At 60.2% G+C, this 17,071-nt stretch carries 15 protein-coding genes and 1 pseudogene; 7 read left to right on the forward strand and 9 right to left on the reverse strand.

The window, feature by feature from the left end; translation table 11 throughout:
* Positions 1-57 precede the first annotated feature (57 nt).
* Positions 58-459, forward strand: coding sequence for a hypothetical protein (locus JJD74_RS04190; RefSeq protein WP_196304164.1), 402 nt, complete (start codon positions 58-60; stop codon positions 457-459).
* On the opposite strand, the gene ligD is transcribed toward JJD74_RS04190, so the two are convergent.
* The 4 genes from ligD to JJD74_RS04210 all read right to left on the reverse strand — a co-directional run bounded on the left by ligD (position 460) and on the right by JJD74_RS04210 (position 6,296).
* On the reverse strand, positions 460-3,060 hold the full coding sequence (gene ligD / locus JJD74_RS04195; RefSeq protein WP_200611651.1) for a DNA ligase D: 2,601 nt from the start codon (positions 3,058-3,060) through the stop codon (positions 460-462).
* A gap of 17 nt (positions 3,061-3,077) precedes the next feature.
* Entirely contained in the window at positions 3,078-4,031 is a 954-nt protein-coding gene (locus tag JJD74_RS04200; protein ID WP_200611652.1) for a methyltransferase, read from the reverse strand.
* A gap of 11 nt (positions 4,032-4,042) precedes the next feature.
* Entirely contained in the window at positions 4,043-5,419 is a 1,377-nt protein-coding gene (locus JJD74_RS04205) for an iron-containing redox enzyme family protein (protein ID WP_200611654.1), read from the reverse strand.
* A 124-nt stretch (positions 5,420-5,543) separates the two neighbouring features.
* Positions 5,544-6,296, reverse strand: coding sequence for a tellurite resistance TerB family protein (locus JJD74_RS04210; protein WP_200611656.1), 753 nt, complete (start codon positions 6,294-6,296; stop codon positions 5,544-5,546).
* A gap of 259 nt (positions 6,297-6,555) precedes the next feature.
* Here JJD74_RS04210 and pcsA point away from each other — a divergent pair, with 259 nt between their 5' ends.
* Entirely contained in the window at positions 6,556-7,278 is a 723-nt protein-coding gene (pcsA, locus tag JJD74_RS04215) for a phosphatidylcholine synthase (protein ID WP_042559811.1), read from the forward strand.
* Between the two features lie 150 nt (positions 7,279-7,428).
* Here the strand turns inward: pcsA and JJD74_RS04220 are convergent.
* Positions 7,429-8,236 (reverse strand): annotated as a pseudogene (locus JJD74_RS04220) (class I SAM-dependent methyltransferase).
* Positions 8,237-8,444: 208 nt separating this feature from the next.
* Between JJD74_RS04220 and JJD74_RS04225 the strand changes: the two are divergent.
* Positions 8,445-8,906: a GNAT family N-acetyltransferase gene (locus JJD74_RS04225; RefSeq protein WP_200611659.1), complete on the forward strand. Its 462-nt coding sequence runs from the start codon at positions 8,445-8,447 to the stop codon at positions 8,904-8,906.
* A 17-nt stretch (positions 8,907-8,923) separates the two neighbouring features.
* Here the strand turns inward: JJD74_RS04225 and JJD74_RS04230 are convergent, their stop codons facing one another.
* Positions 8,924-10,135 carry a cytochrome c biogenesis protein DipZ gene (locus JJD74_RS04230; protein ID WP_200611662.1) on the reverse strand — a complete coding sequence of 404 codons (1,212 nt, stop codon included), beginning with the start codon at positions 10,133-10,135 and terminating at the stop codon, positions 8,924-8,926.
* 73 nt (positions 10,136-10,208) lie between these two features.
* The gene (locus tag JJD74_RS04235; protein WP_042559815.1) at positions 10,209-10,472 is read right to left on the reverse strand and encodes a DUF2790 domain-containing protein; all 264 of its coding nucleotides are present in this window, start codon (positions 10,470-10,472) and stop codon (positions 10,209-10,211) included.
* A 295-nt stretch (positions 10,473-10,767) separates the two neighbouring features.
* Between JJD74_RS04235 and JJD74_RS04240 the strand changes: the two genes are divergently transcribed.
* Entirely contained in the window at positions 10,768-11,508 is a 741-nt protein-coding gene (locus tag JJD74_RS04240; protein ID WP_047301869.1) for a response regulator, read from the forward strand.
* The gene (locus tag JJD74_RS04245) at positions 11,505-12,806 is read left to right on the forward strand and encodes an ATP-binding protein (RefSeq protein ID WP_047301871.1); all 1,302 of its coding nucleotides are present in this window, start codon (positions 11,505-11,507) and stop codon (positions 12,804-12,806) included. Before JJD74_RS04240 ends, JJD74_RS04245 begins: the two co-directional genes overlap by 4 nt.
* A gap of 129 nt (positions 12,807-12,935) precedes the next feature.
* Here the strand turns inward: JJD74_RS04245 and JJD74_RS04250 are convergent, their stop codons facing one another.
* Together JJD74_RS04250 and JJD74_RS04255 are read right to left on the reverse strand one after the other, a co-directional pair.
* Positions 12,936-13,685 (reverse strand): HvfC family RiPP maturation protein, encoded by a 750-nt coding sequence (locus JJD74_RS04250; RefSeq protein WP_200611677.1) that lies wholly within the window; start codon positions 13,683-13,685, stop codon positions 12,936-12,938.
* Positions 13,678-14,517, reverse strand: coding sequence for an HvfB family MNIO-type RiPP peptide maturase (locus JJD74_RS04255; RefSeq protein WP_200611679.1), 840 nt, complete (start codon positions 14,515-14,517; stop codon positions 13,678-13,680). Before JJD74_RS04255 ends, JJD74_RS04250 begins: the two co-directional genes overlap by 8 nt.
* Before the next feature lie 538 nt (positions 14,518-15,055).
* Between JJD74_RS04255 and JJD74_RS04260 the strand changes: the two genes are divergently transcribed.
* Both JJD74_RS04260 and JJD74_RS04265 read left to right on the forward strand, forming a co-directional pair.
* Complete coding sequence (locus JJD74_RS04260; protein ID WP_042562126.1) at positions 15,056-16,102, forward strand: class I SAM-dependent methyltransferase; 1,047 nt, start codon at positions 15,056-15,058, stop codon at positions 16,100-16,102.
* 88 nt (positions 16,103-16,190) lie between these two features.
* Positions 16,191-17,042: an NAD-dependent protein deacetylase gene (locus JJD74_RS04265; protein ID WP_200611682.1), complete on the forward strand. Its 852-nt coding sequence runs from the start codon at positions 16,191-16,193 to the stop codon at positions 17,040-17,042.
* The last annotated feature ends 29 nt before the right edge of the window (positions 17,043-17,071 follow it).

The following is a 17,071-nucleotide window of genomic DNA, read 5'->3' on the forward strand; positions in this document are numbered from 1 at the left end:
GGACGGCAGCTGAAGGCGCATAGGCAAAATTGTCCGACGGCCTCTATGATGGAGGCCATGACGACTCCTGCGCCAATGCGCTCACCCTGCCCACCCGGCGCCTGCGATTGCGGGCGCGACCTGTTGGTGGAAATGTCAGATGCGGATTTGCGCATCCTGCTGTTGACCCGCGAGCAAGAGAAAGTCTTGCTCGCACGACTGGAAACGCTCAAAGACCTCGCCGATCTCCGGCATCTGCAAAACCGCATGTATGAGCAGTTGGGGATTCGTGTCGACATATCGCCAGGCTTTCACGAAGTCCGCACCATGCTGGGCATCGATATTCAGATCGAGAAAATTCCGGGGCTGTGCCGCAAGACGCGCAAGTCGATACCGGCAGCAATTCGCCGGGGGCTCAGCAATAACCCGCAGATCGCCTTCGAACTGCTCAACGCCCACGACTTGCTGCGCGGTACCTGATCACTTCTTCATGTCCACTCGTTTGCGCATCTCGGCAGTGATGCTCTGGCGGGTTTTCTTCATATCCGCCCAAGGCTCGTCGCCGACCTCGGCCAGCCGCTCATGGACGTTGTGGATGTTCCACTGATTACCGCCCTTGATCTCGGCCACTTCCTCCCGAAACAGCGGCACCGACACCGGCAGACCTTCGCGAGTACGCGCCGCATAAGTGCATATGGTCGTGGCCCCGAGGCCATTTCGCAGGTAATCAATGAAGATCTTCCCGACGCGATTTTTCGGCCCGGACACCGCGGAAAAACGATCCGGCAACAGCTTGGCCATATGACTGACAATCGCGTGGCTGAAATCCTTGACCTCGTCCCACCCCAGTTTGCGCGTCAGCGGCACCACCAGGTGAATGCCCTTGCCGCCGCTGGTCTTGAGGAAAGCCTTGAGCCCCAGCTCATCCAGCACCGTGAGGGTCAGCGCAGTGGCTTCGACCATGCTTTTCCACGGCAGCGCCGGGTCCGGGTCAAGGTCGAGAACGAAGCGGTCGGGCTTTTCCAGGTCAACCGTGGTGGCGTTCCAGGTGTGCAGTTCGACAGTGCTCATCTGCACCGCGCCAATCAACGCTTCGGCATTGTTGATCAGCATCACCGGTTGACCGGTAACCTCCTTGTCCAGCGTGGTAATACCGGGTATTGCCAAGTGCTCGGCGTTTTTCTGGAAGAACAATTCGCCGGCGATGCCATCCGGCGCGCGTACCAAGGCAACCGGGCGATCCTTGAGTTGCGGCAGAATCCATTCGGCGACGCTGGCGTAATACTCGGCCAACTGCATTTTGGTGGTGCCACTGACGGCGTCGATCACTCGATCGGGGTGGGTGATGCGTACTTTGCCATTGGCCAGGCCGAGCTGTGAGGGCGCGGTTTCGGCCGGTGCAGGTTTACTCGCAACGGCTTTTTTCGCCGGTTTCTTCGCGGTGGTTTTGCTCTCTGACTTCTTCACGGGCTTGGCTCGCTCCTCGGTGATGTCCTTCGCCGGTTTGTCATCGCGCAAACCATGAAACACTGCGTGGCGCACCGAGCCATCCTTGGTCATTTGCGCAAACGCGACTTCTGCCAGCAACTTCGGCTTAAGCCAGTGCACGCCTTTGGCCTCGAAACCGCTGGGTGGATTGACCACTGCAGCGGTCTTGACCTGCAACGGTTTGAGTTGAGCGAGGATGCTTTTCAGCGTCGTTTCATTGAAACCGGTGCCGACCTTGCCGGCATAGCGCAACTCACCACTGTCGCGGTCATGCAGCCCCAGCAACAATGCGCCAAACGCACTGCGCGCACCTTTTGGGTCGGTGTAGCCGACGATGACGAATTCCTGGCGATGTTTGCACTTGAGCTTGATCCAGTCGCCACTGCGCCGCGACACGTAGGGCGAGCCGAGGCGTTTGCCGATCAGGCCTTCCATTTGCATCTGACACGCGCTGTTGAGCAGCGCATCCGGGGTCTCATCAAAGGCTTCAGAGAACCGCAACAAGGGCTGCTCATGGGCGCCGAGAACCGTGGACAGTGCTGCGCGGCGCTCTTCGACGGCGACTTCCCGCAGGTCGACGCCGTTGAGATAGGGCACGTCGAAAAGGTAATACACAATGTCGGTGCTGCTGCCGGAATCGAAGGCATTTTGCAGCGCCTGAAAATCCGGCACGCCCTGCTCGTTGGCCACCACTATTTCACCGTCGAGCCAGGCCGATTCCAGTCCCAGCGCGGCAAGGGCTTCGGCCTGTTTCGGCAACTTGTGCGTCCAGTCGTGACCATTGCGCGTGAACAACTGCACCTGATCATGATCGATCCGCGCCATGATCCGGTAGCCGTCAAACTTGATCTCGTAACTCCACTCGCCTGCAGGTGCGCTGTCGACTAAGGTCGCCAACTCCGGTTTGAGCTGCGCGGGGATCTTCGCTTTGTGTGCGCCGGTCAACGTACCCGAAGCCTTTTTGCGGGTCTTGGGGGCTGCCTTCTCCAGCGGTTTGACCTGCTTGGCCGCAAGCTTCGGTTTGTCGACCAACGTTCGCTCGCTGAGCACGCTGTCCGGCTCCGCCACCAGCACGTCATAGTCGTTCTGCGGGCGGGCGGCGCTGTCCTGATGTTTGATCAGAAACCAGTTTTCCTTTTTGCCCGGCATGTGCGTGCGCACCAGATTCCAGACGCCGGCCAATTTCTCGCCTTGCAGTTCAAATTTGAGCTTGCCCTTGGCGTAGGCCTTTTGCGGATCTTCCAGCGGAATCCATACGCCGCGATCCCAGACAATCACATCCCCGGCGCCGTAATGCCCTTCAGGAATACTGCCTTCGAACGTCGCATAATCCAGCGGATGGTCTTCGACATGCACCGCCAGGCGTTTGACCTTGGGGTCGAGCGACGGCCCCTTCGGCACCGCCCAGCTCTTCAGCGCGCCATCGAGTTCGAGGCGAAAATCGTAATGCAGGTGCGAGGCGTCGTGCTTCTGGATGCAGAACTGCAAGGCGTGATCGCCGGCGGTTTTCTTGCCCGAACGTTTTACTGCCGCCGGTTCAGAGGTTGCCGAGAAATCGCGCATGCTGTTGTAGTCATCGAGGTTCCTGCTCATGGCGCACCTGCCTTGTTTCAGCCAATACGGGTCACGGTCAGGGCGACCACGGCAATCCGGTCGACTCGCTGATAACCGGGGTTCAACAGTTCTTCTCCGAACACATCCGGGTCGAGCTCGCGGTACGTCCAGCCAAAGCGCGATTCATCGAGTCGTGGCAGCACGGTATCGAGAAACGGGTCGCGACCATCGACCATCGCCACGCCGGTGTACAGCACCAGGGAACCGCCCGGTGTCAGCCGATTGAGTGCCTGCTCGACGATACGCAACGACAGCCCGGCGCCCAGTGTGCCGCCGCCATGCCGATAGGCGCGTGCGGCCGGATCAGCCATGTACGGCGGGTTGGCAACGATCAAATCGAAATCGCCGTCGACGCCTTGCAGAATGTCGCTGTTACACGCTTCGACGTTGGCCACTTCCGCCAGTGCCGCGTTGACTGTGGTCAGGCGCAGTGCAGCGGGGTTGATATCCAGCGCCAGCACTTGCGCTTCGCGGCGGGCACGGGCGATCAGGATCGCGCCGACGCCGGCGCCACAGCCGATGTCGACTGCGCGGTGGATCGGCGCGAAGTTCTGCTGCAAATGTGCGTGAATCAACTGCGCGAAACGGTAGGTGTCCGGGCCGAAAAACACCGAGTCGGCGGCATCCGTGGGAAACGCCGAATGCACAAACAACATATCGTCCAGACTCGACCAGCGCACCCGACTCTTCAGGTGCCCTTCGTACGTGTCGATGACTTGAGCTTCCAGCAGTTGCTGCTGTTCATCGGCGGACAACAAGCCCGGTTCAAAGGGCCGTGACCAGCCAAAGACATCGCGCAAAGAGTCGGCGAATTGACCTTCATCGCGCTGGTTGACCCGCTGGTGGGTCAGCGGCGTCGGGGTGGTGAAACGGTAGCCGTCAGCTTGCAAGCGCCGGCCCAATTGCAGCAGCGCGAGGTCATGGGTGGACAGTTGATCTTCCTGAGTCATTGACGATTTCCTTAAGGCAAACGGGATTTGAGTTCGATGAAGCGGCGGGTCGCGAGCAGACCGGCCGGGTGCGCATGCCGGGCCGGCGCGAGCCATGGGATGAGCGACGCCATTTGGGCGTGGCCATCCTGCCCTTGCAGCGTGTCGTTGAGCTGCTGCACATCGGGGTCCTGTTCAGGCACCTCGATCGGTGAGTTGGCGGGGGCGTGCCGACGTAACGGGGTGGGTTTGTTCGCGGGTTTCCAGTCACCGGCAATCCAGTCACGCACCAGTTGTTTTTCGTAGGCGCTGAACACACCGAACATGGCCGCGCCATCGCCGTCGATCAACTGCCAGAAGCGGCTGGCCTGCGGGTCTTCGTGGCGTTTGATCCAGCCTTTGTTCTGCAAGGCTTGCAGGAAGCCGGGCAGATGCTCGGGCTCGGCCAGCCACTGGTTGACGGTTTTCCCTTCAAAGCGGCAATAGTCCGAGTGCATGTGCTGAGCGAATGGGCACTTGCGCTCCAGCATCGCCAGCAATTCGCGCTCAAGGTCGAACCCTTCGATGATTGCGCGGCTGCCCTGCCCAAGATCATTGAGCCGATAACCCAGCGAAAACCGACGCATAAAGTCGGCGCGATCAGCCTCAAGTGGCAACAGATCCAGAACGGCCTGCACGGCTTTTTGCGCATGGCCGGTGCTGGCGTTGTCGATGGTCACGTGGAGGGTGAAGTAGTACGGATCAATGCCCAACTCGCTGAGTTCGTAACTGCTGATCAGCAAATGCAGCGGTAGTTGTTCATAGCCGAGGTTGTAGCCGATCACCTCAGGCAGGAAATCATCGCCGCAGGCACCGAGCGCGAGTTGCAGCGCGCCTTGCAGATAGCGGCCGTCTTCCAGGGGGCTGGCATGAGCGAGGTCGTGCTCGCCCAGCAGTTTGCGGTAGATCACCACATGGTTTTGCGCCGGATTACCCTCGCCCAGTTCTTCCAGATAGGTGCACAGCAAGCCGCTAAAGCGTGGATCGCGCCAATGCTGCAACAACCCATACAGCCACGCACCATCGACCAGTTTGGTAGGTGCAACCGCTTGCAGAAAGTACAGCGCATGAGCCTTGCTGGTAAAAAATTGCCGAGGCCCACCTGCCTTGCGTTGTTGCAGGTAATCGGCGTATTGGCGGGCAACATCGGCGCAGTGCTCGGCGACCCAGTCGTGCCAGGTCGATGGATCGTGAGGGAGTTCCTCGGGCAACGCGGCGGCGCGTCGCAGCTGTTCGTTCAAGAACGTTTGCGCGAGGCCTTGCGAGTTCTCCTCGCGCAATAGCGTTTCGTAAATGCCACGCAGGTTGCCGGCGGGAGTGATCGCTTGTGCTTGGGCCGGCACAGATTGCAAACGTGTCAGGACAGTCATGGCAATATTCTCGGTCGATTGGTACGGCGCTGTTTCGCGCCTCTACAGCAGCAGAGGGGCTGCGCGTGCCAAAAATTCAATCGACCTCAAAAAAGCCCTGACGGACGGTGTTTAACCTCTGATCTCAGGCTGTGCCGTTGGCCTGTTGCTCCAGATGCACCTGCAACTCAGGATCAATCCCCAGCGCCGCCGCCAGCTCGTCCAGATAAGCGCGTTCAGCATCTTGCTGGTCGTCCACCAGCATGATGCTGGCCAGGTACATCTCGGCGGCCACAGCCGGGTCGTTGTTTGCGGCTTGTGCGACTTCGGCGGCATTGAGTGGTTTGGCGACTTCGGCGTCCAGCCATTGCTGTAGTTGCGGGTCATCGGTGTGTTTGCCGATTTCGCTGCTTATAAGATGTTTTTCCGTTTCGTCGATGCGCCCGTCCGCCTTGGCCGCTGCGATCAAGGCGCGCAACACCGCGTGGCTGTGCTCTTCGATTTCCGGGCCGGCGAGCAGATTGGCCGTCTGCGGCGTTTGCTGCGCCGCCGTGCTGGCCTGGTTGCGTTGCCAGGCTTGATACGCCTGATAGGCCATCATCCCCAACGATGCCAGCGCCGCATAATTATTGCCGCCGGAACGACTTTGCGTGCCGCCACCCAGTGCGCCGCCCAACCCACCGCCACCGCCACCGAGCAGCCCGCCGAGCAAGCCACCCAACCCGCCAAGGCCGCCAGCCGCAGCGCCACCACGTGTGCCTGTAGAATCCGCGCCACCGAGCAAGCCCCCCAGCAATCCACCGAGGCCGCCTAAACCGCCACCGGCCGCCGCACCACTTTGCTGACCGGCCGAGCCCTGGCCCCGCAGCAGTTGTTCAAGCAAATCGCTGGTGTTCATGGCGTCATCCTCAAGCATTGAAATTTATTGCGTCTGGCAACGATAGACCGCTGCGGGCGTTGCGCCAGCACCGTTTGGCCGATGCCGAAACTGCTAATGTATTTCACTCGCCTGTTTTTTCGATGGCCAGCTAAGATTCAGGGTGGGTGAACCTTATCCCGGCCCGACCGGTCGATAGCTGCAACCCGAACCGGTTTGCCGGCGCCCTTGCTGTCCAAGGGTAATACCCGGCTGGCATTAATTTCTGGAGAACGCCCCCGTGATATCCACCGTCCACATAGCCAGGCTCAAAGCCTGGGGCGCCCATGGTTTTACCGCGACCGGCGTGGTCACTGCATTTCTGGCCACCCTCGCCCTGCTGGAAAACCAACCCACCCACTGCCTGATGTGGCTGGGGGTGGCCCTGATCGTCGATGGCCTTGACGGCGCACTGGCGCGCAAGGTCAATGTGCAGTCGGTGCTGCCGAGTTTCGACGGCTCGGTCCTTGATCTGGTGATCGATTACCTGACTTACGTGTTTATCCCGGCACTGTTCATCTATCGCTATATTCCGCTGCCGGATTACACGCTGTTACTGACGGTGTCGCTGATTCTGGTGTCGTCACTGTTCTGTTTCTGCAACGTCAACATGAAGAGCAAGGACAACTACTTCGTCGGCTTCCCTGCTGCGTGGAACGTGGTCGCACTGTGCCTCTACATCATCGGCCCTGGGCCATGGATCACCTTTCTGACCGTCATCGGCCTGGCGTTGCTGACCGTGACACGGATGAAATTCCTGCATCCGTTCCGTGTGCGTCGGTTCATGCCGATCAACATTGCCGTGACAGCGATCTGGCTGCTTTGCAGTCTGTCGCTGGTGCTCAACCATCCGGTGATCAACCCATTGGTGATGGGTTTGTGGTTGCTGATGTCGGCTTACTTTCTGGGGATCTGCATCTGGCGCACGGCGCTGGAATGGTTTGATCGGTCGCAGGTGAAATAAACTCCGGCAATCCCAATGCGAAACCCTGTGGGAGCTGGCTTGCCAGCGATGGCGCAGTGTCAGTCAACAGAGTTGTTTACCGGTTGACCGCTATCGCTGGCAAGCCAGCTCCCACAAGGATCTGCGCCGAGCTGAAGGATCAGGTTTAACTCAGCGCTTGTTGATCACCACCTCCAGATACTTACTCGGCACCACCAGCGAGTCCTCCCCCGCGCGGTTCGACCGGTTGAGCAAATCCGCCAGATCACTTTCCAGCGCCTGACCGCTTTCCGGTGGCAGCGCCGCGAAAGCCTTGTGCACCGGGCCGTACCAGTGCCGAAAGATGTCGATGAAATGCGCTGCCGAACGATAGCGGAAATTGAATTCGCGCCGCGCGACCTGCACGACAAAATCGTGATCATCGAAATGTTTGTGCAGCCACGCCTCCGTACCCCAGTTCGACGGCGGCTGCGCGCCGGCCGGCGGTGGCAGATACCGGCCGAGGGTCTTGAACATCTGCCCGACAAATCCTTCCGGCGTCCAGTTGGCCAGACCGATCCGCCCACCACGCCGGCAGACCCGCGCCAATTCGGCAGCGGCCTTGTCCTGATCGGGGGCAAACATCACCCCGAACGTCGACAGCACCGCGGCAAAACTGCCATCGGCGAACGGCAAGGCTTCCGCGTCGGCGACTTGAAAAGTCACTTCCAGATGTTCGGCGCGGGCGCGATCCTGGCCGCGCTCGAGCAGCATCGCAACGTAATCGGTCGAGGTCACCAGACAACCGCGCCGCTGCCAAGGTCGCGTTGCCGTTGCCGGCAGCCACATCCAGCACCTCTTCATCGCAGCGCAGATCGCAGGCTTCGGCGAGGTTTTCGCCGACAATTTGTAGCGTGGTGCCGATCACGGCGTAGTCGCCACTGGCCCAGGCGACTTTCTGGCGTTCCTTCAAGGCAGTGAGATCAATCGGGGTACTCATGAATTCGAGCTCCGTTTGCTGTTAGGCGGCTTGTCCACTATCGCGCCGAGCCTGTTTGGCGTCTCCGCCGATCGTCCGGCAGCCCCATAAAACCGCCGCTTTGCCGATAAGTGGTGGACATTTGTTAAGCGGGCGCAACACTCACGGCATTGCCAGAATCCGGCGATTGGTTTCTGATGCCCGCTCGCCCTCTGAACGGACTTCAGTCATGCCCGTGCAATTCGAATGGCTCGCCAGCCACATGCAGCACAGCGACACCTATGCCGCATGGATCCACCAGCAATTTCAATACGAATACGCCCATCAACCTTTGGCTCAATGGCAGCGTGAATTTGCCGAGGGCCAAAGCAATGGCGACTGGTCCTGTCTGATCGCACTGGACGGCGACCGCTTGGTCGGTGGTGCGGCGCTGGCCCGCGATGATCTCGAACATCGGCAGGATCTCGGCCCGTGGCTGGCCTGCGTGTTCGTCGACCCAGAGGTTCGCGGGCAAGGTCTGGCACAGCAGTTGATCGACGGGGTTTGTCGGGAAGCAAAAAACCGCGGCCTCCCCCGCCTGTATCTGCACACGCAGAACAAACAGGACTACTACGCCAAACGCGGCTGGGCAGTACTGGAACGCTTTCGCGCCTGGGACAACGAACAATGGCTCATGGTGCGTGACCTCTGAGCCATTGAGTTGTTTGATCAGGCAGCCGGGGCCTTGGCCTCTTCCAGCAACTGCTTGATCATTTGCTCCTGCGCTTCGTAGCGACCTTCGCCGAAGTGGCTGTAACGCATCTGCCCCTTGGCGTCGATCAGGTAGTGCGCCGGCCAGTACTGATTGTCGAAGGCGCGCCAGATCGCATAGTTGTTGTCGATGGCCACCGGGTAGGTGATGCCGAGTTTCTGCACTTGGTCCCGAACATTGTCGATGATCCGCTCGTAGCCGTATTCCGGGGTGTGTACGCCAATCACCACCAGGCCATCCTTCTCGTACTTCTTCGCCCAGTCTTTGACGTACGGCAGGGTGCGCTGGCAGTTGATGCAGTCGTAGGTCCAGAAATCCACCAGCACGACTTTGCCACGCAGGGATTCGGCGCTCAGTTGCGGTGAATTGAGCCATTGCACGGCACCGGACAGCGACGGCATGGCGCCTTTACTCTCGTCCATCCTCGAATCTGCGCTGACTTTGCTGACGAGGAAGTCGACCACTTTCGGCACGTTCTCCAGCACGTTTCTCTCGACGCTGGTGACGCCTTCGGACGACGTGCCGGCCAGCAAGGTTTTATCGGCGCCGGTGGATATCACTGCCACGCCGGCAAGCACTGCAACACCGGCGCCGCGACGAAACCACCCGGTGAACGGAATCGAAGGTTTCAAGCGATTGACCACGCCACGACCGGCGAAAATCAACGTCCCCAGCGACAGCGCACTCCCCGCGCCGTAGGCCAGCAGCAACAGGCTGGTCTGGGCGTTGGCGCCTTGCAGCATGGCGCCAGTGAGGATCACGCCGAGGATCGGCCCGGCGCAGGGTGCCCAGAGCAACCCTGTGGCCACGCCGATCATCACCGACCCCATGGGCCCGGCCTTCTTGCTGGCGTCCGGGTCGAGATGGTTGCCGAGCAACACAAACGGTCGCGCCAGCCAGTCACCCACGCGCGCCGAGATCAGCGACAGCGCAAACAGCGCCATGACGATCAAGGCGATGTGGCGGCCGGTGTTGCTGGCCTGAATCACCCACTCACTGCTGACCACGGCCAGGCTTGAGATCAGGGCGAAGGTCAGGGTCATGCCGCCGAGGGTCAGCAGGATCGAGGAGCGTTTACGGTCGGCGTTGGCAAACAGGAACGGCACCACCGGCAAGATGCAGGGACTGAGGACGGTCAACAGGCCGCCGAGAAACGCGATCAAGTACATAAAATCACCTTGGATTGGCGGGAGGGAACCGAGGGACGTTGTTCATAAGGTTCTGCCTGTAAACAAGTGATACTCAGTTGCCGTCGTTGCAACCGTCAGCGAATTTGCTGTAATCGAGTACGCGGGTTTTGCCGGCCGAATCCAGATAAGTCATGCGCGCATCGACAATCCCGCAGGTCACCGAGTTGTCCTGGGTCAGCGAAATGACTTTCTGGATATCCAGGTGGGTGCCGTAGTTGTAAGTTTGCGCGGTGACTTCGGCTTCGGCGCGGGCCGACAGGGTGCAGATGTTCAGGGCGGCAAACAGGCAGGCGGCGATAACGGACGAGTTTTTCATGGCGTGTTCCTCATGGCTGCAAAGGGTTTGAGCCGAGGCGTCATGGAGTGCCTCGATGGAGCCTATTTGAGGCTCACGAGGTATCGCGCATGTGTCGGGAAATGGCGGCTAACCCTCGCTGTGTATCTGCGCCGCCCGGAGATACACAGCGATACAAAACCCTGAACAAATCGCTTTTTTACGTCTGCGTGTATCGCTTGTAACGCCAGATACACTGCAATACAAAGGCAGGCAGGCGAGCACCCGAAGGCTCGATAGACTGCGTGACATTCCCCTTTGCCAGAGGCCAGGCCCCATGGAACATGTCGATCACATTCTCATCGTCGACGACGATCGCGAGATCCGCGAGCTGGTCGGCAATTACCTGAAAAAGAACGGTCTGCGCACCACCGTCGTCGCCGATGGCCGGCAGATGCGCAGCTTTCTCGAAACCAACACGGTCGACCTGATCGTGCTCGACATCATGATGCCCGGCGACGATGGCCTGCAGTTGTGCCGCGAATTGCGCGTGGGCAAGCACAAGGCGACGCCGGTGTTGATGCTCACCGCACGCAATGACGAAACCGACCGCATCATCGGTCTGGAAATGGGCGCGGACGACTATCTGACCAAACCCTTCGCCGCCCGCGAACTGCTGGCGCGGATCAACGCCGTACTGCGCCGCACGCGAATGCTGCCGCCGAATCTGGTGGTCACCGAAGCCGGTCGTTTGCTGGCGTTCGGTCGCTGGCAACTGGACACCTCAGCCCGACACCTGCTGGACAAGGACGGCACCATGGTGGCGCTCAGTGGCGCCGAATATCGTTTGCTGCGGGTGTTTCTCGATCATCCGCAACGGGTACTCAGCCGCGATCAATTGCTCAACCTGACCCAAGGCCGCGACGCGGATCTGTTCGACCGTTCCATCGATTTGCTGGTCAGCCGTTTGCGCCAGCGCCTGCTCGATGACGCCCGTGAGCCGGCCTACATCAAGACCGTGCGCAGCGAAGGTTACGTGTTCTCACTGCCGGTCGAGTTACTCGGTGCCCCGGCATGACACTTAACCTGCACTGGCCGCGCACACTGGCCTCGCGCTTGTCGCTGATTTTTCTGGTCGGGTTGATTCTCGCCCAGGCGCTGTCGTTTGGTGCGCAGTATTACGAGCGTTATCAGAGTGCAAAAAGCACCATGCTCGGTAATCTGCAAACCGACGTCTCGACCTCAATTGCGATTCTTGATCGCCTGCCGGCCGAGGAGCGTCCGGCCTGGCTCGAGCGCCTGGCGCGCAACAATTACGGCTATCTGCTGAGCGAAGGCGACGGCGGTACGCCGATCAAGTCCGCCGACGTGCCCATTGCGGTCACCTCAATCACTGAGGTCCTGGGCGATAAATATCCCCTGACCTTCACCGATATTCCCGGCCCGAAAAAGCATTTTCAAGGCCACCTGCGCCTGAGCGACGGCAGCCCGGTAACCATCGACGTGCGGCCCGCGATGACGCCACTGTCGCCGTGGCTGCCAGTGGTGCTGCTCGGGCAACTGGCGCTGATGATCGCCTGCACCTGGCTGGCCGTGCGCATCGCCATCCGGCCCCTGACGCGGCTGGCCAACGCCGTGGAAACCCTTGATCCCAACGCGCACCCGATTCAACTGGACGAGAAAGGTCCGAACGAAGTGGTCTACGCCGCCCGCGCCTTCAACACGATGCAGGCGCGGATTGCCACCTATCTCAAGGAACGCATGCAACTGCTGGCCGCGATCTCCCATGACCTGCAAACCCCGATCACGCGGATGAAACTGCGGGCCGAGTTCATGGACGACTCAGCAGAGAAGGAAAAACTGTGCAACGACCTCGGCGAAATGGAACACCTGGTGCGCGAAGGTGTGGCCTACGCCCGCAGCATCCATGGCTCGACCGAAGAAAGTCGGCGCACCAACATGGATTCGTTCCTCGAGAGCCTGGTGTTCGACTATCAGGACATGGGCAAAAAAGTACAACTGATCGGAAAAAGTGATGTAGTCGTCGAGACCCGTCCGCACGCGTTGCGCCGGGTGCTGGTGAACCTGACCGACAATGCCTTGAAATTCGCTGGTGGTGCCGAGGTGTGGGTCGCAGCGAACAAGGGAAAGCTGTCGATCACCGTCATGGATCGCGGCCCGGGCATCGCCGAAGCCGATCTGGCGCAAGTGATGGAGCCGTTCTACCGCGTGGAAAACTCGCGCAATCGCAGCACTGGCGGCACGGGTCTGGGTCTTGCCATCGCCCAGCAATTGGCAATAGCCCTCGGCGGCTCGTTGACCTTAAGCAACCGCGAGGGCGGCGGGTTGTGTGCTGAACTGAAGCTGCCACTCTAAACCTGCCCACCACAAATCCCCTGTAGGAACTGCGGCACGCTGCGATCTTTTGATGTTGTTTTTAAAGATCAAAATCAAAAGATCGCAGCCTCGTTTCACTCGACAGCTCCTACAGGGGGTTTGATGTGCTCAAGTAATACCGATTACCCGGTCTTCGTGCATTTGCTGCAACAACGCCAATCCACTGGCCATGAACGACTCGTCTGCGAATTGCCCAGCCTCCTGTGCCAAGCCCTGTAACTGCTCCCGCCCGGTCAATGACGGCAACTCGCCGATCCGCTGCAGCAACCGCCAGGCCAACGGGCTCAACTGCGAAAACTTCACGCTGAAATCCGCCTCCCGCCGTACCAGTAACAGCGTCGGATGCGCCGGGGCGGTTGAAGGCTGATAATCCGGGCCAAGGCGCTGCACCGGCCACGTGTAAGCCAAAGGCCAGGCCAGCGCCGAGATCCGCAATGGCCGCTCCAGCAACAAGCCTTTATCCGTAGCAGGCAAGGGATCAGCATCGGATTGCTGCAAGACCATCTCTACCCATTCGTAATGCGCCAGCTCCAGCAAAAACGCGGGCCAATCCTCCTCGCTCAACACCGCAGGCTGCGTGGCGAGATAGTCGAGGAACGTCTCGGCAATCTCGGAAAACTTCGGCGTTTGCGCACGGTAATCGCGCAAAAAACCGCGAATCAGCGTGTGCCAGCGTTGATCGCCGATGATCCGGATCAGTACAGGAAAGGTGCCACTCAACAATTGCGAAAGATTGTTGAACAGCAGATCGCGGTACACATTGACCCGCGTGGTGTTCATTTCAGCAGGAGGTACGTGGCTGTCGGGATCACGCAGATAACGCGTCAGCGCCCGTTGTTGCTGCTCAAGGTTATCCACGCTGAACTCCTTCGCCTTGCAGACGGCGAATGGTCTGTAGCTCGGCGACCAGTTCGGCAAATGCCGGGAAATTGAAATCACGCTCCAGCAGCGTCGGCTGCGCGCCGAACCGTGCGTAGGCTTCGGCCAGCAACGACCACACCTGCGGTTTCACTGAGGCGCCATGGGTGTCGATCTTGAGACTGTCGGACTCATCGAAATGCCCGGCCACGTGCATCCCGACCACCCTGCCCGGCTCGATCCGGGCCAGAAAATCCCGCGGATCAAAACCGTGGTTGATGGCATTGACGTAGACATTGTTGACGTCCAGCAGCAAGTCGCAATCAGCCTCGCGCAATACCGCGTTGGTGAAGGTCACTTCGTCCATGTCCTGACGCGGGGCGGCATAGTAGGAGACGTTTTCTACGGCAAGGCGGCGACCGAGAATGTCCTGGGATTGGCGGATACGCGCGGCGACGTAGTGCACCGCTTCCTCAGTGAACGGCAAGGGCAACAGATCGTAGAGATGGCCGTCGTCGCTGCAGTAACTCAGGTGTTCGCTGTAATGTTCAACGCGGTGATGATCGAGAAAACCCCGCACTTCCTGCAGAAAACCGCTGTCGAGCGGCGCCGGGCCGCCGAGCGACAACGACAAACCGTGACAGGACAACGGATAACGCTCGGCCAGTTCGCGTAACGCCGCGCCGTGGGCACCGCCAACGCCGATCCAGTTTTCCGGGGCGACTTCCAGAAAGTCGAAATCGCCGGCGGGGGCGGCTTGCAGATCTTTCAACAGCCCACGGCGCAGGCCCAGCCCTACGCTGGGTTGCCTTGATACATGAGGGGTTTGCATGGTGGCTCACCTCGGTGGTTGACCCACGCAGTTCAACCGGTGGCTGTATCGACGCTGTGTTCAACCCACCCGATATTTGCTGCCCCATGTATCCCTCCGCGACAGCGATACACAGCGATACACACCCTTTGAACTCGCTGAAAAAACCTGTGAGAGCTGACTTGCCAGCGATGGCGTCAGCACAGCCAACATCATGATCGACTGTGCCGACCTCATCGCTGGCAAGCCAGCTCCCACAGGGATTAGCGGTGATCACCGCTCCTCAATCCATACAGCTTTCCTGTAAGCGTGAGCCTGCTTGCGATAGCGGTGTGTCCGTTAATGAATGCAGCGGCTGACACAATGCCTTCGCGAGCAGGCTCGCTCCCACATTTGCTCCGCGTCGATCAAAGAATCCGGGCTAGACTCATTCATGACCCAGTCGAGGGGGCCGCAGGACTTTTGCCGTGCCCTGCCTGTTTCCATGACCACCGCCCGGTGGCGCATGCCTCGACGCTCAACGGCGCCGGACGGTGATCCTGTTTCAGGAGCACACATGATGGACGAGGCTCGACTCAACGAATTCATGGGCAAATTGGTCAACGACATGGGCGGCGCGGCAATGCTGGCCAATGTCATCGTCGGCGAAGAACTCGGGCTGTACCGGGCGATGGCCGACAGTCAGCCGATCAGCCCCGAAGCCCTCGCAGCAAAAACCACCTGTAACCCGCGCCTGGTGCGCGAATGGCTCAGCGCTCACGCCGCCTCCGGCTACATGGAGCACCGCGACGGGCAGTTTCGCCTGCCAGAAGAACAGGCCATGGCGCTGGCCGTCGAGGACTCGCCGGTTTACGTCGCCGGCGGTCTGGGGGTGGTGGCGTCGTTTTTCCACGACAAGGACAAACTGGTCAAAGCCATGCGCGGCAACGGCGCCCTGCCCTGGGGCGATCACCATCCGTGCATGTTCAGTGGTACCGAACGGTTTTTCCGCCCTGGCTACAAAGGCCACCTGATCGCCGAATGGTTGCCGGCGCTGGAAGGTGTCGTGGCCAAACTCGAGAAAGGCGCGAAAGTCGCCGACATCGGCTGCGGCCACGGCGCCTCGACCGTGTTGATGGCCCAGGCGTATCCCAACTCGCGTTTTGTCGGCTACGACTTCCACGCACCGTCGATCACCGTCGCCAACCAGCGCGCCGAAGAAGGCGGGGTCAGCAGTCGGGCGACGTTCCTTCAGGGCTCAGCGAAAAACTACCCCGGCAATGACTATGACCTGATCTGCTATTTCGATTGCCTGCACGATATGGGCGACCCGGTGGGCGCCGCGCGTCATGCCTACGACTCGCTCAAGGACGACGGCACGGTGTTGCTGGTCGAGCCCTTCGCCAACGATGCGCTGGATGACAACATCAACCCGGTGGGACGGCTTTTCTACGCAGCATCGACGTTCATTTGCACGCCGAACTCGCTGTCCCAGGAAGTCGGCCTGGGCCTCGGTGCGCAGGCCGGTGAAAAACGCCTGCGCAAAGTGTTTACCGAAGCCGGATTCAAGCAGTTCCGGCGCGCCACGCAGACGCCGTTCAACCTGATTTTGGAGGCTCGCAAATAACCGCGAATCTGTGGCGAGGGAGCTCTCTCCCTCATCACGGAGGTCAGTGCTAACCTGCATGGCACTCATCGCTAATGGAATGCCAGCCATGCTCGACAGCCCGATCCGCGAACACCTCGACACGCTGCAACAGGCGATGATTGATGGCGACTTCCTGGTGCTCACCGGCGCCGGCATCAGCACCCCCTCGGGCATCCCCGACTACCGCGACAGCGACGGCGTGCGACGTGGCCGGCAACCGATGATGTATCAGGAGTTCCTCGCCGCCCCCGAGTCACGCCGCCGCTACTGGGCGCGGGCGATGCTGGGCTGGCCTCGGGTGCGTCAAGCGCAACCGAATGCAGCGCATGAGGCGTTGGCCAGTTTGCAGCGGCATGGCAGGATCAGCGGCTTGATCACGCAGAACGTCGATACTTTGCACGATCAGGCCGGCAGTCATGATGTGATCGAACTGCACGGCAGCCTGCACCGCGTGCTGTGTCTGGATTGTGGCCAGCGCAGCGATCGCGATTCGATTCAGCAACTGATGGAACAGCAGAATCCGTATCTGGCCGGCGTCGATGCAGTGCAGGCGCCAGACGGTGACACGCTGCTTGACCCGGCATTCGAAGCACGCTTTCAGGTGCCACACTGCCCGTTTTGCGCGGGCGAGCGGATGAAGCCGGACGTGGTTTTTTTCGGCGAAAACGTCGCGCAACCTACCGCCGCTCGGGCCATGGATGCAGCGCAGACGGCGGCGGGAATGCTGGTGGTGGGGTCTTCGTTGATGGCCTATTCGGCGTTTCGCCTGTGCCGGGTGATCGCAGATCGCGGCAAGCCGTTGATTGCAATCAATATGGGCAAGACACGGGCGGATGATTTGCTGGATTTGAAGATTGAGGGGGCTTGCGAACAACTGCTGCCCTTGCTGACACAACACCTGACGACTGAATCGATGTAGGCGTTGAAGCACATTGCGACAAGCCTTCA

The organism is Pseudomonas sp. MF6776 (assembly GCF_016613125.1).
GTDB classification, from domain to species: domain Bacteria; phylum Pseudomonadota; class Gammaproteobacteria; order Pseudomonadales; family Pseudomonadaceae; genus Aquipseudomonas; species Aquipseudomonas iridis.